The following is a 25,184-nucleotide window of genomic DNA, read 5'->3' as shown; positions in this document are numbered from 1 at the left end:
TTTGTAGAAGAGTCTGAGGTTTTGTAACAGATCAGAGATTTGCAGAAGAGTCAGAGATTTGCAGCAGATCAGAGACTTAGAAAAGAGGGGAGACAGAAATGAAGAAACAACAGAGTAAACGTGTGATACCGGGCTTTGGACTGACAATGGGAGTAACTTTGGCGATGCTGAGTATCGTAGTTCTGATCCCTCTTGCGTCTTTGGCAGTATACTCGGCGCGGCTGGGTTTTCGGGAATTTATTGAGGTGATCACACGGCCGAGGGTCCTGTCGGGATTCTATGTAAGCTTTATTACCGCATTTGCTGCCACAGTGGTCAATGCCATTATGGGACTGGTCCTTGCGTGGGTGCTGGTAAGATATGATTTTCCGGGAAAAAGGATCATGGATGGAATGATCGAGCTGCCTTTTGCGCTGCCCACAGCGGTTGCCGGTATCTCGCTGACCTCACTGACTTCCGATAAAGGTCTGGTGGGAAGCTTTTTTGCAAAGTTCGGCATTAAGATCGCGTATACCAGGATCGGTATCACGGTGGCATTGATCTTTGTGGGAATCCCTTTTGTAGTCAGGGCTATTCAGCCGGTTCTGGAGAAGCTGGACGGTTCTTATGAGGAGGCGGCCCGTGTCATGGGTGCAAAGCCATTCACCGTTTTTCGCAGAGTTATTCTTCCGGAGCTTCTGCCGGCAATGCTTTCCGGGGCGGGACTTGCCTTCGGACGCTGCCTGGGAGAATACGGAAGCGTTGTTTTTATCGCAGGAAACAAGCCTTATTATACAGAGATCACGCCGCTGATCATCATGTCAAAGCTTCAGGAGTTTGACTATGAAAGCGCAACAGCTATCGCACTGGTTACACTGGCAGTATCATTCCTGATCCTGTTTGGTGTGAATCTGGTGCAGGCAAGAAATACGAAACGTATCAGAGGGAGGGATGCATAATGGATGAAAAAAAGAAGCAGGCTTCCGGGCCGGTGAAATGGATCCTTATCGGGATTTCCGTGATCTTTCTTTTTGTGATACTGGTACTGCCTCTGGTGGTCGTTGTAACCCAGGCGCTGAGCAAGGGCTGGCAGTGCTACGTGCAGGCGTTGACAGATGAGTACACGCTGAAAGCGCTGAAGCTGACCATTGGGGCGACGGCTGCGGCTGTTGTATGCAACACGATCTTTGGTCTGTGTGCGGCATGGGCAATGACCAGATTTCATTTTCGGGGAAAAAAGCTTCTTACCACTTTGATCGATGTTCCGGTTACAGTATCACCGGTTATCGCAGGTCTTATCTATATCCTGGTTTTTGGAAAGCAGAGTCTTCTTTATTCTGTTCTTGAAAGTGCAGGAATCCAGATTGTATTTGCAGTTCCGGGAATTATCCTGGCAACGATTTTTGTCACGTTTCCATTTGTGTCCAGAGAGATCATACCGGTTCTGGAATCCATAGGGTCCGATGAGGAAGAGGCGGCAGCACTGATGGGAGCAAAAGGCTGGACGATTTTTACCAGAGTGACATTTCCGCATATCAAGTGGGCATTCCTCTATGGCGTTGTGCTGTGTACAGCCAGAGCTATGGGAGAGTTTGGAGCCGTGTCTGTACTGTCCGGACATCTCCGTGGAAAAACAAATACACTTCCGCTTCATGTGGAAATTCTTTATAACGAATTCCAGTATGTTCCGGCATTTGCGGTTTCTTCGATCCTGGTGATTCTGGCGGTGATCCTTCTGATCGCAAGAAATGTTCTGGAGCATAAGGGAAAGGGGGAAAAAGGCGATGTACGTTGAGTTAAAAAATATCAATAAAACATATGGGGATTACAAGGCATCTGATAATGTAAGCTTTGGTATCGAAAAGGGAAAGCTGATCGGTCTTCTGGGTCCCAGTGGAAGCGGAAAGACTACGATTCTCCGTATGATCGCCGGTCTGGAGCAGCCGGACAGCGGAGAGATCATAATCGATGGAAGAGTGGTCAATGATGAGCCTGCCAGCGAGCGAGGCATTGGATTTGTTTTCCAGAATTACGCTCTTTTCCGGTATATGACGGTGTATGATAATATTGCATTTGGCCTGAAGGTACAGAAGGCGGATAAGAAGTATATCAGACAGAGAGTTATGGAACTGGTAGAGCTGATCGGGCTGAAAGGTCTGGAAAAAAGATATCCAAGTCAGCTGTCCGGCGGTCAGAGACAGCGAGTTGCTTTTGCCCGGGCGCTGGCTCCCAATCCACAGCTGCTTCTTTTGGATGAGCCTTTTGCGGCTATTGATGCGAAGATCCGTACGGAGCTTCGAAGCTGGCTGAAGGATATGATCGAGAAGCTGGGGATCACCAGCATTTTTGTTACCCATGATCAGGATGAGGCTATTGAGGTGGCAGATGAGATCATCATCACCAATCGTGGTCGCATTGAACAGAAGGGAACTCCACTGGAGGTTTACCAGAATCCGGATACTGCGTTTACGGCGGGATTTTTTGGGCAGACTTCCGTGATCGATGATTACCAGGTGTTCAATCATTTCGAGGAAGTTCCGGGAGGCGAAAAAGCCATCGTCCGTCCGGAGTTTGTAAAAGTGACAAAGAAGAACGAGGAACAGAAATATAAAAGCTCCGCAACAGAGGGCGTCGTAGAACGAGTATCATTCCGCGGCAGCAGCCTGGAATTGAAAGTCCGTGTAGGAAACACCATACTCAGCGCCAGAAGAAGCCTTGACGAAGAACCTGTCCTGGAAGGTGAAGTTGTGGATGTGTTTGTGCAGAGGATTTTTGTAACGAAGGGAAATGAGGCAGTGCTGCTACATAATACAGCTATGGTTGAGGATTGGCTTGTGATATAAAAAAATGCCGCGGGAGCGGCATTTTTTTATGAGCAAGTAGCGTTAGCGGATTGCGAATATCATATGATGCGGCCGCGGGAGCGGCATTTTTTTATGAGCAAGTAGCGAAGCGGATTGCGAATATCATATGACATGGCCGCGGGAGCGGCATTTTTTTATATATGTGAAATTTTCACACCGTAATATTCTGCAAGAGAATCTACCAAGTCATCACGGATTTTTTTGTGGTCATTGCCATCCAGGGACATGACACAGGATACCATCTGATGTTTTTTGTCAATGATGCAGTATTGGCCGTAATTGCCGGACAGGATCAGAGTATCTTCCATAGGTCCCATATATATGAAATATCCATAACCATAGCTCTGGTAATCTGGATGTTCCGTCAGTGGATTGTAAGAATCAATGTGTTTCTGACAGGCATCAATAACGAATTTTTTTGGGACGATCTGTTTTCCGTTCAGGGAACCCTCATGCAGAAGCAGATGTCCAAAACGAGCCAGTTCATCAATTGTTAGATACAGTCCGTTAGCTGCCATGCAATGTCCTTGAGGGCAAAGGGTCCAGTCAGGATTCGGAATACCAACCGGTTCAAAGAAACGATATCGCAGATAATTCAGCAGACCCGTTCCGGATTTCTCTTCCAGAAGAACAGACAAAATATAGGAACAGAAATTGCTGTACACAAAATGAGTACCGGGTGTATAGGGAAAAGAATCATTCTGAAAGAAATATCTTACCCAGTCCTTTTCTCTGTATCGTTCCGGTCCATCGCAGAAAAAGAGAGGATCGTTCTGACCGGATGACATGGTAAGAAGATCACGGATCTTTATTTTGTAAAGATTTTCGGAAGGATTTGACGGAAAATATTTTTCAAACCAAGGATAAATATATTCATCAAGTGTGATCAGTCCTTCACGTTCTGCGATACCTGCAGCCATTGCAACAAAGGGCTTGCTGACAGACCATATATTTAATCGGGTTTTTACCGGAAAAAGTCTGAATTCTTCTTTTAAAACGTCATTTTTGTATATCTGGGCATAGATAATATTGGAATGATGCTGTTTCGATTTTTCCAAGAAAATATCTAAAATTTCATGCATGATAATCCCCCCCCTGAAATTATTATTCGTAAAAAAGATCAAAGTCTGAATAAAGTTCTTCCAGGTCATGAAGTCGTGTACTGATGGATTTGCACCTGGTTTTTCGGATTTTTGCAACAATACTGTCAAACAGACAATAGAGGCATGAGAAGGAGTTAAATCCCATTTCATTGAGATTGATCTCTGTAATGATAGCGTGGTCTGCCAGCGCCCATGCCGGTGATGAAATGCTGTCTGTGACGGCGAGTATCTTTGCACCATGGCTTTTGGCAACCTGTGCATATTTCAGAGACCATTTGGTATAGCGGGCAAAAGAGATCAGAAGAACAACTGTATCCTCGGATGCTTCTGTGAGATATTCGAAATTGGAATCGTAAAATTCGTGAACCACCTTGGTATTTCCAAGAAGCTGATTCAGCAGAGTTCCCATCCAGAGTGCTGCACTGTAAGAGGAACGGGCACCGACAATCAGACGTTTTTTCGCATTGGTCAGATGAGTAACGATCTGATCCATATCTTCCCGATTCAGGTGGGAAGCCCAGTTTTCCATGGAATGGAGCTCTTTTGCAATGATGGTCTGATAGAAATTTCCGTTATCCAGTGTGTCATCTGATGTAGTTGTGGGAATGGAAAGGATGTCATTCTGTACAGTTCTCTGCATTTCAGAAAAACTTTCAAAACCCAGAGAATAAGCAAGGCGTATGATAGTGGTTTCGCTTACGGAAATTTCCTTGCTGAGTTTCGCAAGGGTGGAATAACTGAAAGAATCAAGGTGTTGTAATATATATTCGGCAACTTTCTTCTGACCGGCAGAAAGAGAAGATATTTTTTCACGGATCAACTGTTCTACTTTCATGAAAAACCTCCTGTTTTGTGTAGTTTGTATAATGAATTATAACAGGTGCGAAGTTTAATTACAATATAATGGAGCAAAAAATTCTTCTAAAACAAAATAAAATGTAAATAATGCACAATTAAAAAGGCGGATTTTTAATGATATTGTCAATAGAAATTCTGAATTTTAAATGATAATATAGCATTAAATAATTCGCATGACGTCAGAAAAAGAATTAAATACACTATCGACATTGGAACTTATATGAAAAGGGGGGCTTTTATGTTATCAACAGCAAAGGAAGTAAAAGAAAAAACAGGTTATCTGAAACGAAGTGATCTTTATACGATTGGTGTAGGACAGGCAATTGGTTCGGGAGTTCTGACATTAATCGGTCCGGCGATTTTGCTGACAGGACAGTCAGCGTGGCTGGCGTATGTAGCTGCATGTATCTGGGGATTTATGATGATCGCACCGATCCCGTGGATCACATCCACACTGAAACTTGGAGGGGGCTTTTATTCTCTGGTAGGAGATATGGCCGGCAAACGAGTAGCCGGTATGTATGCGGTTGGATTTTTACCACAGACGATTAACCTTGCGACTTATGGTGTTGCCATCGGTATGTATGCCAATTCCCTTTGGCCGCAAATCAATGCGAAATGGTTTGGTATCGCGGCATTGAGTGTATTCTTTGTAATTAATCTCTGCGGCGTGGATGTAATGGCGAAAGTTCAGAAAATCCTGGTTATTTTACTGTTTGTCGCACTGGGGCTGTTTATTATTCTTGGTGTTCTGCAGCTGAAAAATCCGGTATTTGACTTTACAGCACCAGACTTTTTTTCAAACGGACCATCTGGATTTTTCTCAGCAATCCTGCTATATGTATATTCAACAAACGGTTACTCCTGTATCATGAATTATGGTAAACAGGCGAAGGATGCACATAAGGATATTCCAAAGGCACTTCTGTACTGCGTACCGACACTAATGGTTGTATATGGTGGTGTTGCACTTGTAGCCAGTGGTGTGCTTCCATTGGATCAGGTGGCAGGACAGCCACTTACTCTGGTAGCTAAAAATATTTTAAATCCGGCTCTTTTTACAGTATTTATGATCGGTGGTCCGGTGCTTGCACTTTCATCTTCTATTAACTCTACAATTTCCAATAACTGTATTCCGGTTGCTCAGTCCTGTAAAGATGGATGGCTTCCGAAATCTTGGGCAGCACAAAATGGACGCGGTGCTTACTGGAAACTGATGACATTTACTTATCTCATGGGAATTTTACCGGTATTACTGGATTTTTCTATCAGTGATGTTGTAAATAATATTATGCTTCTGGCATCTGCTCTGGCATTTTTACAGATTTACGCATATTTTCAGCTCCCAAAGAAACATGCGGAAGCTTGGGAAAAATCACCAATGCATATTTCTAACGGAAAATATTATTTCCTCTGCTGTTTGAGCCTGCTCGCATATATCTGCATTTTTATCAATTCCTGCAGAAGCCTGAAACTTCCGGTAGTAATCATCAGCCTGATAGCCATTGTAGTATGCATGGCTTACGGATGGTTTAGAAGTGCAAGTCCTGATGTAAAGATGGAAACAAGTGTGTGGGAGGATTAATGTTTATGAATAAAGACCAAAACCTGATCAATGAATTTGCTATCAAAACTTTAAAAGAAAATCTCAATGTTATGTATGCGCAGATATGGCGTGAAGGACAGTTAACGGCAGAATATAAGAGAATGCCGGTGAAAACCCGTTTGAATACCTGGTCTGCATGCAAAGGCGTGGTATCCTGTGCAGTGGGAATTGCACTGGATGAGGGATTGATTCATCTGGATGAGAAGATCGTTGATATTTTTCCGGAATATGCTCCGGAGAAAGCAGAAGGATATCTTGGTGATGTGACTCTGGAAAATATGCTGACAATGACTACCGGTCTGGAAAGCTCGCTATTTTTCTGTGACTGGCCGGAACGTTATACAACGCCGGACTGGATCAGATATTTCTTTGAAAATGCGAAGGTTGTAAATAAACCAGGAACTCAGTGGCTGTACAGTAATTTCAATACCTATATGATCAGCTGTGCTATTGAGAAACGTGCGGGTGTCAATCTTCTGGAATATCTGAGAAATCGATTTTTTGAACCATTGGGAATTGGAAATCCGGACTGGACTTTGTGCCCGAAAGGTCATGTACATGCGGCGAATGGTCTTTATGTAAATATTGATGAGTTCACCAGATATGGACAGATGATTCTTCATAAAGGAAAATATAATGGAAAACAGTTGGTGCCGGAAGAATATATGAAAGTTGCGACTTCCAATCTTGTAGACAATTCAGCGGCAGGAAGTTCGGGAAATCTATATTCCGGTTTTGGATATGGATATCAGTTTGTAATGAATCCGGAAGCCGGTTCCTATCGATCCGATGGAAATTATGGTCAGTTCTGTCTGGCGTTTCCTGACAAGGATGCAGTAGTAACTGTAATGTCTCTGGAGGGGGATTTCCAGAAAATAGGAAATCATCTATGGACTACAGTGGTTCCGGAATTGTAATATATTCTGGTTGACAAATCCGTGGGGAAAGCATAAGCTAATCCCATCTTCGACAGTTAAATAAAAATAAAGTGGCAGAAACCCTTGATTTTACAAGGGCACTGAAAAAAGGGCGTGTGAAAAAATGAGAAATCATTTTGGAGCACGCTCCTTTTTATGCTCTTTTAGGACAAATCGTAGAATTGAGGAGAGATTCAGAGCATACTTTCCCCTCTCCCCATAAATTCGGTTGTTTTTGAAATTGTGCGGCTGTTTTTACTTTCATTCTTTTGTACCACCGGTCATTTTTCATGATTCCAAAAGTTCCTTCCGCCTGGATGGAACGATTCATTCTAAGCAATGCTCCCTGAATACTTTCCAGATTACGGATCACTTCCTGGTGCATTACCGTCAACTCCTGATTGACCCGTACTGTACGGTTTCCTTTGACCTTTTTGTATTTCTCTGCATAAGGACGTCCGCTACAGGATATTTTGGATAAAAGCCATAGGTCTCATGAAATTTTTTCATGAGAGGAATAAAACAGTCCATATCTGAACGGTACCTGGATTTTTCAGTTGCTTTTTTCCATACCCAGGAATACTTGTTTGCAGTTGCTTCAAATTTTGATCCATCTATATATAAGTGCTGCAGATCGACGTGCTCGGTTTCAAAGATCTTTTTGTTGGCTATGTTTTTTTACAGCCCCTTTTTATGCCATTGTAAAAACTGCCGAATTTCACCGAAAGCTCCGATTTGGCGAAAAATATCATAGCAGGAATATTTTTTATAATGTATACTATATTTGTTAGGAAATCCAGATACACCACAAAGCAGAAAGGAAAAAAGCGTATGAAAAGAAATTGGAAAAAAGCTTTATGTGGCATTTTGACAGGTTTTATGCTTGCGACGGCGACACCAGCTGCGGTTCCGGAGCTGATCAGCGTGGCAGAAGTACAGGCGGCAGTAACTGTAGCAGCGCCGGCCATGTCTTCTATTAAGATCGTCGGAAAGAATAAGATCATTTTCAGCTGGAAACAGGTAAAAGGAACAGCCGGATACCGTGTATACCGCAAGACCGGAAACAGCGGATGGAAAGCAGTAAAAACCATCACAGGAAGTAAGAATGTTACATTTACCGACACAAAAGTAAGCACCGGAGCACGTTATACTTATACGGTAAAAGCTTACCGGAAATCCGGAAAAAATATAATCTGGAGCGGTTATAATAAAAAAGGCCTGACAGCGATCGCAGGGCTGAATTCTCTTACCCTGAATAAGACCAGCCTGACACTGACACCGAAAAAAACTTATACACTGAAGATCAACGGCACCAGTCTGAAACCGTCATGGAAGAGCAGCAACACAAAGGTTGTCAGTGTAACTTCAGCCGGAAAGGTCACCGCAGTAAAAACAGGAACAGCGAATATCACAGCGATCCTTGGCGGCAGAAAATTCACCTGCAAGGTTACTGTAAAAAATCCTGCATCGGCTAACGCAAAACTGACGCAGAATTATGCCAAACTGAAAAAATATATCAGTCAGAAAGGCAGATATACCGAAGACGGAAGTCAGTTTATAAATGTCAAAGTAAATGAAGAAAGTACTCTGATAATCGGTTATCTGAAGAAAGAAGATAAGATAGATATTGGAATGCTGATTTCTGTGCCTTCCGATGGAGTACTTGCCGGACTGGATATTATCGGAAACTGTGTGAAATCTGATACGGTCAGTGTGAAGTCCGCCCTGTCTTCGGATGGAGTCTTTGTGCTGCTGACTTCTTCCACAAAAGCATCTGCTTATAAAGGTCAGAATCTGACTTTCCTGTATACAAACGGAAAAAAAGCGATGACAGATCTGCAGGATACTTCCAACATTATGATGAAAGCGACAATGATAGCAGCAAATGCTTATCTGAAAAAGAATTTAAACCTGACAATGAATGATCTGGGATTCACTGCTTATAAATTATAAATAAGACAAAAATTTATTATTCTTGACATGAAGCAGGATCGGAATTATACTAAATCATGTAAATAACGGGGGAGCTTGTGACGGCAGGCTGAGAGGAAGTCTTCAACTTCGACCCTTATACCTGATTTGGATAATGCCAACGTAGGAACGTATAAGATGAATTTACGGGAGATACCTTGGCGTATCTCCTTTTTTATTGGATGCGGATGTTTTATCCGACTGAATATACGTAAGATCAGGATTTACAGAGAAATATTTTACAATTAAACATGGGAAATTTTGAGAGTGAACAGAGTTCATGAAGGGGTGCACCACCACGGGTGTATTTCTTTGTGAACTCTTTTTTTACGGATCGCGAATATCCGATTGACCGGAAGAGATTGCGAATTACTTCTGACTTGGCGAAATTTCCGGAAAGGAGAGAACATGATCACAGTAAACGGTGAGAGCAGAACCCTGGAAGCTCCGGTGACCGTAACGGAATATCTGGAAGCATGTAACTATGTTCCGGTGCAGGTGGTAGTAGAACTGAATGAAGAGATCATCAAGAGAGAGACTTACGACACGACCGTGCTGAAAGACGGAGACGTTGTGGAAATCCTGCAGTTTATGGGCGGCGGAAGCTGCTGAGACAGAAAGAATAAGAATGGATACAGAAAATCCTGTTCAGAAGTCTGAAGATGGGCAGGAATATCCGGCTGTGGGATGGGCAGAATCGCAGATAACTGCTGACTTGAAATTTGAATAACTGAGCAGTTATTGCAGCTGAAATACAATGCAGATAAATAACAGAAAGGTGGACATAAAAAATGACAACAGCAAACACAAATGAAGACAAACTGATCCTGGGAGGCCATGAGTTTACTTCCCGTTTTATCCTTGGTTCCGGAAAATTTTCTCTGGAGCTTGTAAAAGCATGTATCGAAAAAGCAGGAACTCAGATCGTAACACTTGCCCTGCGCCGTGCAAATGAGGGCGGACTTGCCAATATTCTTGACTATGTGCCGAAGGATGTTACGCTTCTTCCGAACACCTCAGGAGCCAGAAATGCTCAGGAAGCAGTACGCATTGCAAGGCTTTCCCGCGAGCTTGGCTGCGGAGATTTTGTAAAGATTGAAGTTATCCATGACTCCAAATATCTTCTTCCGGATAACTATGAGACCATCAAGGCAACAGAAATCCTTGCAAAAGAGGGCTTTGTAGTTATGCCATACATGTATCCGGATCTGAATGCAGCCAGAGATCTGGTGAACGCAGGAGCTGCCTGTGTAATGCCACTTGGCTCTCCAATAGGTTCCAACAAGGGAATCTGTACAAAAGAATTCATCCAGATCCTTATCGATGAGATCGATCTTCCGATCATCGTGGACGCAGGAATCGGCCGTCCATCACAGGCATGTGAGGCTATGGAAATGGGTGCTGCAGCAGTTATGGCAAATACGGCTATTGCAACAGCAGGAGATGTCCGCGTTATGGCAGAGGCATTTAAGAAAGCTATTGAGGCAGGAAGAAGCGCATACCTTTCCGGCATGGGAAGAACTCTGGAGAGAGGTGCAAGCGCGTCCTCACCGCTGACCGGATTTTTGCATGAGTAAAATAATGACAGTATATTGAAAGATTCGGAAATATACGGTTATTAAGGGGAAATCTGTGTAGTGAAAGCGGATTACGAATATTCACTTGATACAGATTAACCAGAGCAGAAAAGAAAACAAATGGCTAAAAACAGATACTGAAATATTACAAATTTGAAAATAATAAAAGTACGAGAGGAGAGACACAGCAACAATGGCAGAAACAATACAGGCCAGTCAGCAGGACGGCCATTTTAATGAAAGTATCGTAAATGAAGAAATTCTGGAAGATATGAAAAAGAACCGTATCGATCACATGAAGTACCTTCCGGATATGGAACAGCTGGAAGAATCTGATGTAATGGATCAGGTTATTTCCGCAATGAACGCATATGATTATGATAAGTACACAGAGGCAGATGTACGGAGAGCGCTTGCTCATGACAACCGTACACCGGAGGATTTTAAAGCATTGCTTTCACCGGCAGCACTACCTCTTCTGGAAGAAATCGCACAGGCTGCACGGATCGAAACAAGGAAACATTTCGGAAACAGTATCTGCATGTTTACACCGATCTACATTGCAAATTACTGTGAGAACTACTGTATTTACTGTGGATTTAACTGCCACAACAAGATCCGCCGTGCACAGCTGAATGCAGACGAGATCGAGAAGGAGATGGCAGCTATTGCAGAAACCGGACTCCAGGAGATCCTGATCCTTACCGGAGAGAGCAAAACGAAATCTAATGTAGAATATATCGGAAAGGCCTGTGAGATTGCCCGAAAATATTTCAAGGTAGTCGGTCTTGAGGTGTATCCGATGAATTCTGATGAGTACGCATATCTTCATAAATGCGGCGCAGATTATGTGACAGTTTTCCAGGAAACCTATAATTCCGATAAATACGAAACCCTGCATCTTGCAGGTCACAAGAGGATTTTTCCATACAGGTTAAATACACAGGAGCGTGCACTGAAGGGCGGCATGCGAGGTGTTGGCTTTGCGGCACTTTTGGGACTGGATGATTTCCGCAAGGATGCTTTTGCAACGGGATATCATGCATATCTTCTGCAGAGAAAATATCCACATGCAGAGATCGCTTTTTCCTGCCCGAGACTTCGTCCGATCATCAATAATGACCGGATCAACCCGAAGGATGTCCACGAACCACAGCTTTTGCAGGTAGTCTGTGCATATCGTCTGTTTATGCCGTTTGCAAGTATTACCGTATCCACCAGAGAGTGCGAGCGTGTCCGTGACAATCTGGTAAATATTGCAGCAACCAAGATCTCTGCAGGTGTCAGCACAGGAATCGGAAGCCATGTGGATGATATCGAGGATAAAGGTGATGATCAGTTTGAAATCTCAGACGGAAGATCCGTGGACGAAGTCTTTAACGCCCTGAAAGACCATGGCCTGCAGCCGGTGATGAATGATTATATTTATCTGTGAGATGAAGGCGACGAAATCGGATCGCACAGACAACAGAGGATAACTTCTGTGGAATATGTGGAAAACCATCCGCCCGGAAGAGCGATTTTTCAGGGTGAGTGTGGATAACTGTTTCGGAAAAACGAATGTTACATGCCCCGGAAGGTTCTTTCGGGGCGTTTCAGGAAAGTTCACTGCTTCGATCGTAAATATCCGTCTGACACTGACCCAAAATTTCACAGATGAAGGAAAACATCCCGCAAAAACAAGATATACTTTGGCAAAATTCCCGAAAAACACGGAAATTATAAGACTGATGACGTTTTCACATATACTCCGGGAACAATAAAATACGATGCAAAAATCAACAAAAACAACATAATATCAGGTGGAATCAAATACAAAAATCTGTGAAACTAGCATAAACAGCCATATTTTCGAAAACTCCTGAAAACGGTTTCCAATCTAATAGTTTTCTTATGGACTTACTCATGTTTATAATAGCCCCAACAACAAAACACGAGGCAAAACACAGGGGGTAAGTATTATGAAAAGAAGATGGAAATCAGCAGCAGTTCTTGCAGCAATAGCAACAATTGGAAGCCTTACAGGCGTAACCACCTATGCGGCGGACAGTGTCAGCATCACCAATGTATCTTATGATCCGACCAGAGAGCTTTACGAGCAGTACAACAAAATCTTCCAGAAGCACTGGAAGGAAAAAACAGGCCAGGATGTGGAGATCACACAGTCCCATGGCGGTTCCGGCAAGCAGGCACTTGAGGTTTCCAACGGACTGGAAGCAGATGTGGTAACACTGGCACTGGAGTATGATGTGGATGCGATCCAGGATGCAGGACTCATCGATGACGGATGGGTGGATGAATTTCCGGAGGACAGCTCTCCCTACACTTCGACTATTGTATTTCTTGTGAGAAAAGGAAATCCGAAGAACATCAAAGACTGGGACGATCTGGTAAAGAAAGACGTAGGTGTGATCACACCAAACCCGAAAACCTCCGGCGGAGCAAGATGGAACTATCTGGCAGCCTGGGCCTATGCAAAAGATAAATATAACGGAGACGAGGACAAAATTAAAGAATTCATCGGAGACCTTTACAAAAACGTACTTGTCCTGGACACCGGAGCCAGAGGCGCAACGACCTCTTTCGTGGAAAACGGACAGGGTGATGTACTGATCGCCTGGGAAAATGAAGCCTATCTTTCCGTAAAAGATTATCCGGACGACTACGAGATCGTAACACCAAGCATCAGCATCCTTGCACAGCCGTCTGTAGCAGTAGTCGATAAAGTCGTAGACAAAAGAGGCACCAGGGATGTGGCAGAGGAATATCTGAATTATCTCTATTCCGATGAAGCACAGTGGATTGCAGGGGATAATTATTACCGCCCATCCAATCAGGATATCCTGAAAGAGTACTCCGATGTCTTTGACCTGAACATCAATCTTGTCACCATTGATGATTTCGGTGGATGGAAAAAGGCACAGGAAACACATTTCTCAGATGGAGGGATTTTTGATCAGATTTACGAAGGATAGACAGCAGAAGCTATAGTCGGACGGAATAACACAAAGAAGCTGCAGAACAGTGGAAAAACAGAGTCTGCAGCTTCTTTTATGTAAATATGATGTGCCTTTTGCGACTGGAAAATCTGTACCTGATATATAGCAACTGTCAACATCTCATGCAGCTATGGATTTTCCGGTCTGCAAAATAACGGCAGAGGGGGCAATGTGAATCACAAGGTGGATCAGGCATGCCGGCATGCCGCCACGATAACCGCCGCTGGTAAAAAACATCACCGGAAAAACGATCAGAAAGATCACGACAATGGTGATCAGGTAGCTGCGCTGATATTTTCCACTGTAATAGGAATAAAGAAAAAGTCCTCCGGAGACTGCAACCAGCGCAAAATTGATTAGTACATTTTCCCAGGAACCGGTCCCGAGACTGAGAAAGGTCATGATCAGGCTGATTACAGTACCTCCCAGGGCGAGGATGTTGAACAGCCGGACGCGGAAATCAAGGGTGGGACTGAATAAAGAATGAGAAATATTCCGGAGTTTCGGGTTTATATTGATAGGGATCACCTCCTGTTCTTAATGCAGGTTTGTATGCCTGCGGGCATCTTTCTTTTGGTGCTGTAATTATCGTAACTGCTATAATTGTATCATGCTGTCATATAGTTGTGTACACAAAAAAATACATTTAATACAGTTTTCCTATTGACATACTATGAATAGTAGGTTAATATAAGTGTCAACAAAAGAAAGGGAAGAGGCTATGAACGAATACGGCTTTAATACAGGACTGCTCCACGGCACTAATGAGAAATATCCGCAGGGAGCCACACAGGTTCCAATCTATCAGAGCAGCGCATTCCGACATGACAGTGCGGAAGACCTGGAGAAAATTTTTGACAATAAAAAAATGGGCTTCTCCTATACAAGGATCAACAATCCTACGGTAGAGTCCTTTGAGAAGAGAGTGACCATGCTGGAGGATGGGATCGGAAGTGTGGCCTGTGCATCCGGAATGGCAGCGCTGACCAATGCGTTTCTGAACATTCTTCAGGCGGGAGACGAGATCGTGGCAGCCTGCGGACTGTACGGCGGAACCGTGGAACTGTTCGATGATCTGAAGCCTTTCGGGATTTCCGTAAAATATGTGAAAGAGAATAAGCCGGAAGCTTTTGAGGCAGAGATCACAGAGAAGACGAGAATTGTTTTTGCGGAGACCATCGGAAACCCCAAGCTGGACGTTACCGATATCCAGGCAGTTGCAGAAGTGGCACATAAGTATGACGTACCGCTGATCGTAGACAACACCGTGGCAACACCGTATCTGATCCAGCCACTGAAGCTTGGAGCTGACATTGTGGTTCATTCCTCTTCCAAATATATTAATGGAAGCAGTGATGCGATCAGCGGCATTCTTGTCTGTGGTAAGGGTCTGAAATGGGACCCTGACCGATATCCGGGACTTGCTCCATACCGGAAATTCGGACCATTTGCATACATCGCCAAGCTTAGAAACGGACTTTTCCGGAACACTGGCGCGTGTCTTGCTCCGCAGAATGCTTTCCTTAATAACCTGGGACTGGAAACTCTGGGACTTCGAATGCAGAGACAGTGTGATAATGCACTGGAGCTTGCGAGATTTTTACAGGGCCTGGGTGATGACATTGAAGTAAATTATCCGGGACTGGAAGAAAGCTCTTATCACGAAATTGCGGAAAAGCAGTTTAAGAATGGCTACGGAGCTATCGTAACCGTAAGAACCGGAAGCAAGGAGAAGGCTTTTTCCATTATTAATTCATTGAAGATCCCGCTGATCATCTCCAATATCGGAGATACGAAGACCCTGGTGATTCATCCGGAATCCACCATTGCGGCACACATCTCCGATGAAGAGAAGCAGCAGTCCGGAGTATTCGAGGATCTGATCCGTATCAGTGTGGGAATTGAAGATATTGAAGATTTAAAAGAAGATTTCAAACAAGCGATAGAAAATAACCGATAAAATATGGTACACCGAAAACGATGTACCAGGAGTTGCACCAGCAGAGAAATGGAGAGTTCGTTATGGCAAAAGTAGATTACGCTACATTAAAAAAAGGTGGTTTCATGAGACAGAAGCAGAAAAATAATTTTTCCCTTCGTCTTGCCTGTGTAGGCGGTACACTTACCGCAGAAAACCTTAAGAAGATCGCAGAGGTAGCTGAGAAATACGGTGACGGATATGTACATCTTACTTCCAGACAGGGAGTTGAGATCCCGTTCATTAAATTAGATGATATTGATGATGTAAAGGATGATCTTGCAAAAGGCGGATGCAAGCCTGGTGTCTGCGGACCGAGAGTCCGTACAGTTACAGCCTGCCAGGGCAACGCTGTCTGTCCAAGCGGAAATATCAACAGCTATGACATTGCGGTGAAATTAAATGAGAGATATTTCGGAAGAGAGCTTCCTCATAAATTTAAATTCGGTGTTACCGGATGTCAGAACAACTGTCTGAAGGCAGAGGAGAATGATGTAGGGATCAAGGGAGCAGCTGAGGTCAGCTGGAAAGAGGATGCATGTATCCACTGCGGCGTCTGCGAAAAGGCCTGCAGAGAAAACGCCATCTCCTTTGAGGATGACAAGCTGGTGATCGATACAGAGAAATGTAACTACTGTGGCAGATGTGCAAAATCCTGTCCTGTGGATGTATGGGATGTAAACGAAGCATATATCGTTTCCTTTGGAGGAACGTTTGGAAATCACATCAGCAGGGGACAGGAATTCCTTCCGCTGATCACCTCTGAGGAGCAGCTTTTCAGAGTGACCGATGCAGCGATCCGGTTCTTTGAGGATCATGCAAATCCGGGAGAGCGTTTTAAATTTACCATCGACCGGGTAGGTGCTGAAAAACTTCAGAAAGTTTTGAAAGGAGCATACAATGGCTGATATTAAGATTGATGATACAGTAGATATTACCGATGTAGTTTGCCCGGTAACCTTTGTAAAAGCAAAAGTAGCACTTGAGGAGCTGGATGACGGACAGATCCTGGCGATCAAAATGAACGATGGCGAGCCGGTACAGAATGTGCCGAGAAGCGTGAAGGAAGAAGGACATCAGATCCTGAAACTCGAGGACAACGAAGACGGAACTTATACACTGATCGTAAGAAAAGTTGAAGAATAGGAGAACAGAGAAATGACAATCACAGTTGCAGGAAATAAAAAGGAATACGAAGACGGACTGAAGCTTACAGAGCTTATTGAGAAAGAGGATATCGAAAGTCCTGAGTATGTAACCGTAACTATCAACGATGAATTCATCAGTAAGGCAGACGTTCCGGAGACAGAGGTAAAGGACGGCGATGTTGTTGAGTTCCTGTACTACATGGGAGGAGGCGCAAGATAATGGCTTTTACAAATGAGCAGCTTGAGCGGTACTCCCGCCATATCATCCTGAAAGAGGTCGGAGTAAAAGGTCAGAAAAAGCTTCTGAATGCAAAGGTTCTGATCATCGGAGCCGGCGGACTTGGAGCACCGGCAGCCCTCTACCTTGCAGCAGCAGGTGTGGGAACAATCGGGATCGCGGATGCAGATGAGGTGGATCTTTCCAATCTTCAGCGACAGGTCATCCACACAACTGCAGATGTAGGCAAACTGAAGGTAGAGTCTGCGGCTGAGACCATGAAAGCAATCAACCCGGACGTTACTGTAAATACATATCATACCTTTGTAGATTCCAGCAACATCATGGATCTGATCAAAGATTACGATTTCATTCTTGACGGAACAGACAACTTTCCTGCAAAATTCCTGATCAACGATGCCTGTGTAATGGCTGAGAAACCGTTTTCACATGCAGGAATCATCCGTTTCCAGGGACAGCTGATGACTTACGTTCCGGGACAGGGCCCATGCTACAGATGTGCATTTCAGAGCCCGCCGCCTAAGGATGCCGTACCGACCTGTAAGCAGGCTGGCGTGATCGGAGCTATGGGCGGAGTGATCGGAAGCCTTCAGGCAATGGAAGCTATCAAGTATATCATCGGACAGGGCGATCTCCTTACAGGAAGACTTCTCACCTACGATGCACTGAAGATGACCTTCCGTACTGTGAAGCTTCCGAAGAATCATCATTGCCCGGTATGCGGCGATGATCCGACGATCACAGAACTGATCGATTATGAGCAGGCTGTGTGTGAATTGAAACACTGAAAATTAAGTATAGAAACCCATTGGAGGCTGCGAAGAAATGCTGAAATTAAAAAAAGAAGATTACGAGAAAATATTAGACCACTGCAGAAAAGGACTTCCCAATGAGTCCTGCGGCCTTCTGGGAGGGAACATTGAGGGCGATGTAAAAACCATCGAGAAGGTGTATCTGCTGACAAATATCGATGAAAGCAACGAACACTTTTCCATGGACCCGAAGGAACAGCTGAGCGCGATCAAAGATATCCGTCAGAACGGATATCAGATGATCGGAAACTTTCATTCTCATCCGGAGTCTCCGTCAAGGCCTTCCGAAGAAGATAAACGACTTGCATTTGACCCGAACATCGAATATCTGATCCTCTCCCTTATGGATGCAGAAAATCCGGTGTTGAAGGCTTTTGGCGTAGATAAAGAGAAAAATGTAACTGTACATGAGCTTCAGATAACAGAGTGATGAGTATGAAAAACAGATTAAACACAAAGGAAATTACAACAGACGTGCTGATCATAGGCGGAGGTACTGCAGGCTGCTATGCGGCGCTGGTTCTCTCAGAACAGAAAGCCGGCAGAGTACTGATCGCAGAAAAAGCAAATATCAGACGAAGCGGCTGTCTGGCAGCAGGTGTTAATGCAATCAATGCCTACATTGTAAAAGGCCGCAAGCCGCAGGATTATGTAGATTATGCCACAAAGGATGCCGCCGGTATCGTAAGGCAGGACCTTCTTCTTACAGCAGCGGAGAATTTCAACGAAGTTACCGCAAAAATGGAGAAGCTTGGGCTTGTGATCCTGAAGGATGAAAATGGTGATTATGTAGCCAGAGGAAACCGTAATATCAAGATCAATGGCGAAAATTTTAAACCTCTTCTTGCTGATGCAGTTCATAAAGCTGAGAACGTAGACGTTCTGAATTATGTAAATATCACAGACCTTCTTGTAAAAGACGGACAGGTTTACGGAGCGGTTGGTTTCTCTATTATGGAAGAAACCGCATACATTATCCGGGCAAAGGCAGTTCTTGCTGCAACAGGCGGAGCGGCCGGACTTTATAAACCAAACAATCCCGGATTTTCCAGGCATAAGATGTGGTATCCGCCGTTTAACACAGGTGCCGGATACGCAATGGGAATTCTGGCAGGTGCGGAGATGACGTCCTTTGAGATGCGTTTTATCGCACTTCGCTGCAAGGATACCATTGCTCCTACGGGAACCATCGCACAGGGTGTCGGCGCAAAACAGATCAATGCAGCTGGCGAGATCTATGAGACAAAATACGGACTGACCACAAGCGAGAGAGTTTACGGAACAGTTCGGGAAAATCAGCTTGGCCACGGCCCGTGTTACCTGAAGACTACAGGGATCACGAAGGAACAGGATGAAGATCTTCTGAAGGCTTATCTCAACATGGCACCGAGCCAGACTCTGAAATGGATCGAAAGCGGAAAGAACCCCAGCGAGCAGGATGTGGAGATCCAGGGAACAGAGCCATATATCGTAGGCGGTCATACAGCCAGCGGTTACTGGGTAAATACAGGCCGTGAAACTACGGTAAAGGGACTATATGCAGCAGGTGATGTTGCAGGCGGATGCCCGCAGAAATATGTAACAGGAGCTCTTGCAGAAGGAAAGCTTGCAGCATTGGATATGGTGAAACAGTTTAAGGCCGGAACTCTGAAGGAAGCAGATGTTCAGACTGAGACAGAGATCAAGGTTCAGGAAGAGGAGATTCTTTCCCAGTACGAAAAGTTCCGAAATGAAGACGCACCGGCATTTTCCGTGGAAGAGCTGGAAGAGGCTATGCAGAAAGTCATGGATGAATATGCGGGAGGAATTGCTTCTAATTATCAGTTTAATGAGAAGCAGCTTGCTCTTGCAGATGAAAAAATCGTTCAGCTTCAGGCTCTTGCCGAAAAAACAGCGGCAGCAGATATGCATGAGCTGATGTTTGCATATGAACTTCGTGAGCGTCTCATTGTGTGCCGTTCACTGATCGCTCATCTGAAAAACCGCAAAGAGACCAGATGGCATTCTTTTAACGAAAATCTGGATCATCCGGAAACAGATGAGAAATTTTATAAATATGTAAATTCGAAACTGGAAAACGGCGATATCAGGATAATTTTCCGTGACATTGTAAAGGAGGACACATATGAGCATACGAATTGATCAGAAAAAATGTGTTGGCTGCAGAAAATGCAGTGAAGTATGTCCGGGAACCCTGATCGTCATGGAAGACAAAAAAGCCGTGATGAAATATCCGAAAAACTGCTGGGGCTGCGTTTCCTGTGTAAAGGAATGTAAAGCCGGTGCCATCGACTTTTTCCTTGGTGCAGATATCGGCGGTAACGGAAGTATCATGAATGTAAAAAGCGAAGGGGATATCCTTCACTGGATCATTACAAAAACGGACGGTTCTACATCCGTGATCGATGTGGATCGACGGAATTCGAATAAATATTAGACCAGAAGATAAGTGCTGCCGGTTCTGGCGGCCGGAACAGGAGGATGAGATCAGATATGAGTGGATTATCACATTTGGATGAGCTGGAAGCAGAGGCAATTTATATCATCCGTGAAGTTGCAGCAGAGTGCGAGAAGCCGGTAATGCTTTATTCTATAGGAAAAGACAGTTCTGTAATGCTTCATCTTGCAATGAAGGCTTTTTATCCTGAGAAACCGCCATTCCCGTTTCTTCACGTAAATACGACATGGAAATTTAAAGAGATGATTGAGTTCCGTGACAAAACCGCGAAGGATCTGGGGATCGAAATGCTTGAGTACATTAATCAGGATGGTGTGAAGCAGGGAATCAATCCTTTTGACAGTGGCTCCGCATACACAGATATCATGAAAACGCAGGCTCTGAAGCAGGCTCTTAAGAAATATGGTTTTACAGCTGCTTTTGGCGGCGGTCGTCGTGACGAGGAGAAAAGCCGTGCAAAAGAGCGTATCTTCTCCTTCCGTAACGCAGAGCAGGCATGGGATCCGAAGAACCAGCGTCCGGAGATGTGGAAGCTTTATAATACGGAGATCAATAAAGGCGAAAGCATCCGTGTTTTCCCGATTTCCAACTGGACTGAGACTGATATCTGGCAGTACATTAAGAGAGAAAATATCCCGATCGTTCCTCTTTATTTTGCAAAAGAGCGTCCGGTTGTATACAGAGACGGAAATATTATCATGGTGGATGACGACAGGATGCGCCTGAACCCGGGTGAGGAGCCGCAGATGAAAAAGGTGCGTTTCCGTACTCTCGGATGCTATCCTCTGACAGGTGGTATCGAGTCTGACGCGGAGACACTGGACGAGATCATTGACGAGACTTTAAGCTCTGTGGAATCTGAGAGAACCACACGTGTTATTGATTCCGACGGCGGAGCTGCAAGCATGGAAAAAAGAAAGAGAGAGGGGTACTTCTAGGATGAGCGGATTACTGAAATTTATCACTTGCGGAAGTGTGGATGATGGAAAATCTACACTGATCGGTCATATTCTTTATGATTCCAAGCTTTTATATGCGGACCAGGAAAAAGCCCTTCTTCTGGACAGCAAGGTAGGTTCCAGAGGTGGTGCCATTGATTATTCTCTTCTTCTGGATGGCCTGATGGCAGAACGTGAGCAGGGAATCACCATTGATGTTGCGTATCGTTATTTTACAACCGATAAAAGAAGTTTTATCGTTGCGGATACTCCCGGACATGAGGAGTACACAAGGAACATGGCGGTTGGAGCTTCCTTTGCTCAGCTTTCCATTATTCTTGTGGATGCGAAGCAGAGGGTTCTGGTTCAGACAAGGCGTCATGCACGTATCTGCGCTCTGATGGGTATCCATCATTTTGTATTTGCTGTTAACAAAATGGATCTTGTTGATTACAGTGAGAGTCGTTTTAATGAGATTGTAAAGGATATCAATGAGCTTTCTGAGACTCTGGGGCTTCAGGATGTTGTGATTATTCCTGTCAGTGCTACAGAGGGTGATAACGTAACGAAGAAGTCTCCGAATATGCCCTGGTATACGGGTAAAGCTCTTTTGGAGCATCTTGAGACTGTGGATGTTTCAGAGGCTGAGAATGTCAGCGAATTTTATCTTCCTGTTCAGCGTGTTTCCCGTCCAAACCATGAATTTCGCGGTTTCCAGGGCCAGATCGAGAGTGGCCGGGTTCATGTAGGCGATATCATCACAACGCTCCCAAGCAACGAGACAGCGGCTGTTAAGACGATCCTGGTGGGTAGTGATGATCGTGAGGAGGCTGTTGCCGGCCAGGCTGTTACGATCCAGCTGGATAAAGAGGTTGATGTAAGCCGTGGATGTGTTCTTACCAATAATAATGAGATTCCTGTTGCAAAGGGATTTGAGGCTACTCTTCTATGGATGGATGATTCCAGGCTTGAAGTGGGCAAGGAGTATCTTGTGAAGCTTGGTACCAAGAAGATCGCAGGTGTGGTTAAGAGTATTGAGTTTAAGACGGATGTAAATACCGGGGAGCATCTGCATGCGGATACGATTGAGAAGAATGAGATCGCTCTTTGCAAAATCGGTCTTTCTGATAAGGTTGTGCTGGATGAGTTTAAGAGGAATAAGACTCTTGGTGAGCTGATCCTGATCGACCGTGTGAGTCATATGACTTCTGCATGTGGTGTTGTGGAATCGGTTGATACTGAGGGGGAGAAGCCTTATTTCCAGAAGGATGATGTGAAGGTTGGCGGTTATGTTTTTGAGGAGTTTTATTTTAACCTTGAGAATGCGCTGCTTTCCAAGGCGGATAAAGAGGTTAAGACTTACCATGTAGGGGACGTGGTGCCTGTTGAGGGTGACAGCTTTGAGTATCCGGGCTATTTTGATATTGTTTCTCTGGAGGATAATGCGGCTGTTCTGATCCGTGATAAAAAGGTACTGGATATTATTACGTTAGACAAGTATGCCTTTATGGGACTTCCTGTTGTGGATGAGAGAGGCTTTGCCCTCGAAATCCGCAGCGATGCCGATTACCAGCAGTTCCTGGATGAGTTTAAATCAACTGATAATAAGTCAGAGTTCCATAATAAGTGGTTCAAGTTTGAGACATACAGAAAGATTGTCTGCACAGATAATTTCTGGATGATCTGATAAAAAATATATCTTTCATTTGCATCCAGCTCTTCATTTCAGCCTCTGTTTTCGCTGTATGCGTTACTGTTCACACGATGTGCGACCAGCAACGCATCTCGCCATTTTAAATCGCCTTTGGCGATGGGGCGAGATGCATTCAAGCCAAAACATGCATCCTCCGTGTCAATCAGCGAAGTGATTGACACGGGAGTGAACAGTAACCTGTATGCTACTGCAATTTCTCCAACAATTCCAGATAAAGTTTCTGCACCTTAATCTTTTATTTTTGTATATTCACTCTTTGAGTGGACTTTCCTCCTTCGATTTTCTTTAAAGCTTTATGCTTCATAAACTCTTCTTTTATATAGTTTTTTCAAAACAACTATAGTAATATAGAGTTATCACAATCTTAGCTTCCTACTATTCAACGGTTCCTTTTCGCCATATCCAGTGGGGTGGGTAAAGATGACCCAATAAGTGAATGTAATTGAAGAAATTAAAAAAAGGACTATTTTTTATGAACAATATAAAAGAAAGAATAAAAATATTTTCAGGGGCACAGCTTAAATACATTGCTTTTCTATCTATGCTTATCGATCACACAAACAAAGCGTTAATCTATCCGAATTTGGATGGAGGAGCATTGAATCGGTTGAGTGACTTTTTTGATATTTTAGGAAGAATCGCATTTCCAATATTCATCTTCCTTCTCGTGGAAGGCTATTTCCACACAAAAAATAAATGGAAGTATTTAATTACACTTCTTGTATTTGGAGTAATATCAGAAATTCCTTTTGATATGTGTACAACAGCTACATTTTTTGAAGCCAACTGGAACAATATTATGTTTACGTTAGCCTTGGTGCTTGCCATGATCTGGCTGATTGATGTACTCAAGGAAAAGATGGCAGCATTGCCGAAAGCTTTATGGTATTTCGTATCATTTCTCATTGTGGCAGTATTGTGCTTTGCTGCAATGAATCTAGGATTAGATTATGAACACCATGCGGTGCTGATTGGATATTTCTATTATATTTTTCATGACCGACAGGCACTTGCGATTCCATTTTCCTATCTTTCCATGTTCAAAGAACCATGGGCTTTGCTTGGATTTGGCCTGACACTTACTTATAATGGAGAACGTGGAAAACAGAATAAGTGGTTTAATTATCTTTTTTATCCAGTACATTTGCTGATTTTAGGAATTATAAGAATGTGTCTTAAGATTTGAATATGAAATTTTAAAAAGGACTTTTCTTTTAAAATGAACGAAAAGTCCTCTTTTTGCGTAGATGACTGTTATTTCACAGCCCCTTTTCTAATGGATCTAAAGGCTGTAAAGCCATTAACACTACAGTATATCTCTTGTTCGATTCCATATCTATCATAGTAGAATAAAATTAATGTAAAAAAAATAAAAAAAGTGTTGACAAATTATAGTACGTTCAGCTATAATTAACCATGCGTTTCGGATGAAACACAGAAGAAATGCGCTCCAATTTAATAAGAAATTATAAGTTCGGAGTCTGGAGAAGTACTCAAGAGGCCGAAGAGGTGCCCCTGCTAAGGGTATAGGTCGCTAACGCGGCGCGAGGGTTCAAATCCCTCCTTCTCCGTTATTTTTTTGAAAAAAATAAATTTTTCAAAAAAATGAAAAAAACTTGTTGACAAATGCTTGCAGACATGATAAAGTAAACAAGCTGTCAACGAGACAGAGATTCATCAAAAAAGAGTTTGAAAAAAGTTGAAAAAAGTACTTGACAAACGATTTGAGATGAGATAAAATAAATGAGCTGTCTGAGAGACAGACGCAACAAACCTTGATAACTAAACAGTGAAACACATACGATTCTCGAAAATTTCTTTACATTTAAAGAACGGTTTAAACAAACCAAAAGCAGTAAAAACGAGAGATAGCCAAACGGTTGTCTTGAGTAAATGAATCAAACATTTTATCAGAGAGTTTGATCCTGGCTCAGGATGAACGCTGGCGGCGTGCTTAACACATGCAAGTCGAACGGGAATTACTTTATTGAAACTTCGGTCGATTTAATTTAATTCTAGTGGCG

The 25,184-nt window shown here is 43.7% G+C and carries 24 protein-coding genes, 1 tRNA gene, 1 rRNA gene, 1 pseudogene and 1 riboswitch; of the genes and pseudogenes, 23 read left to right on the top strand and 4 right to left on the bottom strand.

Features of this window, described 5'->3' with window-relative positions; genetic code table 11:
- Positions 1-98: 98 nt before the first annotated feature.
- From cysT to MUB50_RS13385, 3 genes are read left to right on the top strand one after another with little or no spacing between them, the layout of a single operon-like run.
- Positions 99-938, top strand: a complete 840-nt coding sequence (gene cysT / locus MUB50_RS13395) for a sulfate ABC transporter permease subunit CysT (protein ID WP_118625761.1) — start codon at positions 99-101, stop codon at positions 936-938.
- Positions 938-1,774, top strand: coding sequence for a sulfate ABC transporter permease subunit CysW (cysW, locus tag MUB50_RS13390; RefSeq protein ID WP_118625763.1), 837 nt, complete (start codon positions 938-940; stop codon positions 1,772-1,774). The genes cysT and cysW overlap by 1 nt, the downstream gene beginning before the upstream one ends.
- On the top strand, positions 1,764-2,822 hold the full coding sequence (locus MUB50_RS13385; protein ID WP_118625765.1) for a sulfate/molybdate ABC transporter ATP-binding protein: 1,059 nt from the start codon (positions 1,764-1,766) through the stop codon (positions 2,820-2,822). The genes cysW and MUB50_RS13385 overlap by 11 nt, the downstream gene beginning before the upstream one ends.
- A gap of 155 nt (positions 2,823-2,977) precedes the next feature.
- On the opposite strand, the gene MUB50_RS13380 is transcribed toward MUB50_RS13385, so the two are convergent.
- Positions 2,978-3,925: a serine hydrolase domain-containing protein gene (locus MUB50_RS13380; RefSeq protein ID WP_118515996.1), complete on the bottom strand. Its 948-nt coding sequence runs from the start codon at positions 3,923-3,925 to the stop codon at positions 2,978-2,980.
- Positions 3,926-3,947: 22 nt separating this feature from the next.
- Positions 3,948-4,781, bottom strand: a complete 834-nt coding sequence (locus MUB50_RS13375) for a MurR/RpiR family transcriptional regulator (RefSeq protein WP_118625769.1) — start codon at positions 4,779-4,781, stop codon at positions 3,948-3,950.
- Positions 4,782-5,042: 261 nt separating this feature from the next.
- Here MUB50_RS13375 and MUB50_RS13370 point away from each other — a divergent pair, with 261 nt between their 5' ends.
- Positions 5,043-6,389 carry an APC family permease gene (locus tag MUB50_RS13370; protein WP_118515994.1) on the top strand — a complete coding sequence of 449 codons (1,347 nt, stop codon included), beginning with the start codon at positions 5,043-5,045 and terminating at the stop codon, positions 6,387-6,389.
- 5 nt (positions 6,390-6,394) lie between these two features.
- Entirely contained in the window at positions 6,395-7,327 is a 933-nt protein-coding gene (locus MUB50_RS13365; protein ID WP_182434006.1) for a serine hydrolase domain-containing protein, read from the top strand.
- A gap of 262 nt (positions 7,328-7,589) precedes the next feature.
- Here the strand turns inward: MUB50_RS13365 and MUB50_RS17395 are convergent.
- Positions 7,590-7,793: pseudogene (locus tag MUB50_RS17395) on the bottom strand (transposase); the annotation flags it as partial.
- A 365-nt stretch (positions 7,794-8,158) separates the two neighbouring features.
- Here MUB50_RS17395 and MUB50_RS13355 point away from each other — a divergent pair.
- The 5 genes from MUB50_RS13355 to MUB50_RS13335 all read left to right on the top strand — a co-directional run bounded on the left by MUB50_RS13355 (position 8,159) and on the right by MUB50_RS13335 (position 13,850).
- The gene (locus tag MUB50_RS13355) at positions 8,159-9,280 is read left to right on the top strand and encodes an Ig-like domain-containing protein (RefSeq protein ID WP_182434007.1); all 1,122 of its coding nucleotides are present in this window, start codon (positions 8,159-8,161) and stop codon (positions 9,278-9,280) included.
- A 57-nt stretch (positions 9,281-9,337) separates the two neighbouring features.
- A riboswitch (TPP riboswitch) is annotated at positions 9,338-9,445 on the top strand.
- Between the two features lie 261 nt (positions 9,446-9,706).
- Positions 9,707-9,910, top strand: coding sequence for a sulfur carrier protein ThiS (gene thiS / locus MUB50_RS13350; RefSeq protein WP_118515991.1), 204 nt, complete (start codon positions 9,707-9,709; stop codon positions 9,908-9,910).
- Between the two features lie 179 nt (positions 9,911-10,089).
- On the top strand, positions 10,090-10,875 hold the full coding sequence (locus MUB50_RS13345) for a thiazole synthase (protein ID WP_118170203.1): 786 nt from the start codon (positions 10,090-10,092) through the stop codon (positions 10,873-10,875).
- Positions 10,876-11,068: 193 nt separating this feature from the next.
- Positions 11,069-12,310, top strand: a complete 1,242-nt coding sequence (gene thiH, locus MUB50_RS13340; protein ID WP_118625775.1) for a 2-iminoacetate synthase ThiH — start codon at positions 11,069-11,071, stop codon at positions 12,308-12,310.
- Between the two features lie 526 nt (positions 12,311-12,836).
- Positions 12,837-13,850, top strand: a complete 1,014-nt coding sequence (locus tag MUB50_RS13335; RefSeq protein WP_118625779.1) for a sulfate ABC transporter substrate-binding protein — start codon at positions 12,837-12,839, stop codon at positions 13,848-13,850.
- Positions 13,851-13,994: 144 nt separating this feature from the next.
- Here the strand turns inward: MUB50_RS13335 and MUB50_RS13330 are convergent, their stop codons facing one another.
- Positions 13,995-14,402: a hypothetical protein gene (locus MUB50_RS13330; protein WP_244791616.1), complete on the bottom strand. Its 408-nt coding sequence runs from the start codon at positions 14,400-14,402 to the stop codon at positions 13,995-13,997.
- Between the two features lie 193 nt (positions 14,403-14,595).
- Here MUB50_RS13330 and MUB50_RS13325 point away from each other — a divergent pair, with 193 nt between their 5' ends.
- The 13 genes from MUB50_RS13325 to MUB50_RS13265 form a co-directional block, all read left to right on the top strand.
- Positions 14,596-15,834, top strand: coding sequence for an O-acetylhomoserine aminocarboxypropyltransferase/cysteine synthase family protein (locus MUB50_RS13325; protein WP_118625781.1), 1,239 nt, complete (start codon positions 14,596-14,598; stop codon positions 15,832-15,834).
- 62 nt (positions 15,835-15,896) lie between these two features.
- Positions 15,897-16,760, top strand: a complete 864-nt coding sequence (locus tag MUB50_RS13320; protein WP_118625783.1) for a 4Fe-4S binding protein — start codon at positions 15,897-15,899, stop codon at positions 16,758-16,760.
- Entirely contained in the window at positions 16,753-16,998 is a 246-nt protein-coding gene (locus tag MUB50_RS13315) for a sulfurtransferase TusA family protein (protein WP_015526613.1), read from the top strand. The genes MUB50_RS13320 and MUB50_RS13315 overlap by 8 nt, the downstream gene beginning before the upstream one ends.
- 12 nt (positions 16,999-17,010) lie before the next feature.
- Positions 17,011-17,220, top strand: coding sequence for a sulfur carrier protein ThiS (gene thiS / locus MUB50_RS13310; protein WP_021650460.1), 210 nt, complete (start codon positions 17,011-17,013; stop codon positions 17,218-17,220).
- A complete protein-coding gene (gene thiF, locus MUB50_RS13305) occupies positions 17,220-18,026 on the top strand; it encodes a thiazole biosynthesis adenylyltransferase ThiF (protein ID WP_015526615.1) in 807 nt (268 codons plus the stop codon). Before thiS (MUB50_RS13310) ends, thiF begins: the two co-directional genes overlap by 1 nt.
- Positions 18,027-18,063: 37 nt before the next feature.
- Positions 18,064-18,480 (top strand): M67 family metallopeptidase, encoded by a 417-nt coding sequence (locus MUB50_RS13300; protein ID WP_118625785.1) that lies wholly within the window; start codon positions 18,064-18,066, stop codon positions 18,478-18,480.
- Between the two features lie 5 nt (positions 18,481-18,485).
- Entirely contained in the window at positions 18,486-20,192 is a 1,707-nt protein-coding gene (locus MUB50_RS13295) for an adenylyl-sulfate reductase subunit alpha (protein ID WP_118625787.1), read from the top strand.
- Entirely contained in the window at positions 20,176-20,487 is a 312-nt protein-coding gene (locus MUB50_RS13290; RefSeq protein WP_015526617.1) for a 4Fe-4S dicluster domain-containing protein, read from the top strand. The genes MUB50_RS13295 and MUB50_RS13290 overlap by 17 nt, the downstream gene beginning before the upstream one ends.
- A gap of 56 nt (positions 20,488-20,543) precedes the next feature.
- Entirely contained in the window at positions 20,544-21,446 is a 903-nt protein-coding gene (cysD, locus tag MUB50_RS13285; protein ID WP_015526618.1) for a sulfate adenylyltransferase subunit CysD, read from the top strand.
- A gap of 1 nt (position 21,447) precedes the next feature.
- On the top strand, positions 21,448-23,133 hold the full coding sequence (locus MUB50_RS13280; RefSeq protein ID WP_118625791.1) for a sulfate adenylyltransferase subunit 1: 1,686 nt from the start codon (positions 21,448-21,450) through the stop codon (positions 23,131-23,133).
- Between the two features lie 499 nt (positions 23,134-23,632).
- Positions 23,633-24,346: a TraX family protein gene (locus tag MUB50_RS13275; protein WP_021885873.1), complete on the top strand. Its 714-nt coding sequence runs from the start codon at positions 23,633-23,635 to the stop codon at positions 24,344-24,346.
- A 297-nt stretch (positions 24,347-24,643) separates the two neighbouring features.
- Positions 24,644-24,731, top strand: a tRNA-Ser gene (locus tag MUB50_RS13270).
- 336 nt (positions 24,732-25,067) lie between these two features.
- Positions 25,068-25,184 (top strand): 16S ribosomal RNA (locus MUB50_RS13265); the annotation flags it as partial.

This window comes from Blautia sp. NSJ-140 (assembly GCF_022868965.1).
Classification (GTDB): domain Bacteria; phylum Bacillota; class Clostridia; order Lachnospirales; family Lachnospiraceae; genus Blautia_A.
The sequence above is the reverse complement of the archived record's forward strand: the minus strand, read 5'-3'. Positions and strand labels throughout refer to the sequence as shown.

Excerpts from the sequence above, each read along its gene's own strand:
- MUB50_RS13295 (WP_118625787.1), top strand. The coding sequence starts at position 18,486 with ATGAAAAACAGATTAAACACAAAGGAAATTACAACAGACGTGCTGATC.
- MUB50_RS13385 (WP_118625765.1), top strand. The coding sequence starts at position 1,764 with ATGTACGTTGAGTTAAAAAATATCAATAAAACATATGGGGATTACAAG.
- thiS (WP_118515991.1), top strand. The coding sequence starts at position 9,707 with ATGATCACAGTAAACGGTGAGAGCAGAACCCTGGAAGCTCCGGTGACC.
- MUB50_RS13375 (WP_118625769.1), bottom strand. The coding sequence starts at position 4,781 with ATGAAAGTAGAACAGTTGATCCGTGAAAAAATATCTTCTCTTTCTGCC.
- cysT (WP_118625761.1), top strand. The coding sequence starts at position 99 with ATGAAGAAACAACAGAGTAAACGTGTGATACCGGGCTTTGGACTGACA.
- thiH (WP_118625775.1), top strand. The coding sequence starts at position 11,069 with ATGGCAGAAACAATACAGGCCAGTCAGCAGGACGGCCATTTTAATGAA.
- MUB50_RS13320 (WP_118625783.1), top strand. The coding sequence starts at position 15,897 with ATGGCAAAAGTAGATTACGCTACATTAAAAAAAGGTGGTTTCATGAGA.
- MUB50_RS13380 (WP_118515996.1), bottom strand. The coding sequence starts at position 3,925 with ATGCATGAAATTTTAGATATTTTCTTGGAAAAATCGAAACAGCATCAT.
- thiS (WP_021650460.1), top strand. The coding sequence starts at position 17,011 with ATGACAATCACAGTTGCAGGAAATAAAAAGGAATACGAAGACGGACTG.
- MUB50_RS13290 (WP_015526617.1), top strand. The coding sequence starts at position 20,176 with ATGAGCATACGAATTGATCAGAAAAAATGTGTTGGCTGCAGAAAATGC.
- MUB50_RS13325 (WP_118625781.1), top strand. The coding sequence starts at position 14,596 with ATGAACGAATACGGCTTTAATACAGGACTGCTCCACGGCACTAATGAG.
- MUB50_RS13335 (WP_118625779.1), top strand. The coding sequence starts at position 12,837 with ATGAAAAGAAGATGGAAATCAGCAGCAGTTCTTGCAGCAATAGCAACA.
- MUB50_RS13315 (WP_015526613.1), top strand. The coding sequence starts at position 16,753 with ATGGCTGATATTAAGATTGATGATACAGTAGATATTACCGATGTAGTT.
- MUB50_RS13365 (WP_182434006.1), top strand. The coding sequence starts at position 6,395 with ATGAATAAAGACCAAAACCTGATCAATGAATTTGCTATCAAAACTTTA.
- thiF (WP_015526615.1), top strand. The coding sequence starts at position 17,220 with ATGGCTTTTACAAATGAGCAGCTTGAGCGGTACTCCCGCCATATCATC.
- cysD (WP_015526618.1), top strand. The coding sequence starts at position 20,544 with ATGAGTGGATTATCACATTTGGATGAGCTGGAAGCAGAGGCAATTTAT.
- cysW (WP_118625763.1), top strand. The coding sequence starts at position 938 with ATGGATGAAAAAAAGAAGCAGGCTTCCGGGCCGGTGAAATGGATCCTT.
- MUB50_RS13345 (WP_118170203.1), top strand. The coding sequence starts at position 10,090 with ATGACAACAGCAAACACAAATGAAGACAAACTGATCCTGGGAGGCCAT.
- MUB50_RS13280 (WP_118625791.1), top strand. The coding sequence starts at position 21,448 with ATGAGCGGATTACTGAAATTTATCACTTGCGGAAGTGTGGATGATGGA.
- MUB50_RS13355 (WP_182434007.1), top strand. The coding sequence starts at position 8,159 with ATGAAAAGAAATTGGAAAAAAGCTTTATGTGGCATTTTGACAGGTTTT.
- MUB50_RS13300 (WP_118625785.1), top strand. The coding sequence starts at position 18,064 with ATGCTGAAATTAAAAAAAGAAGATTACGAGAAAATATTAGACCACTGC.
- MUB50_RS13370 (WP_118515994.1), top strand. The coding sequence starts at position 5,043 with ATGTTATCAACAGCAAAGGAAGTAAAAGAAAAAACAGGTTATCTGAAA.
- MUB50_RS13275 (WP_021885873.1), top strand. The coding sequence starts at position 23,633 with ATGAACAATATAAAAGAAAGAATAAAAATATTTTCAGGGGCACAGCTT.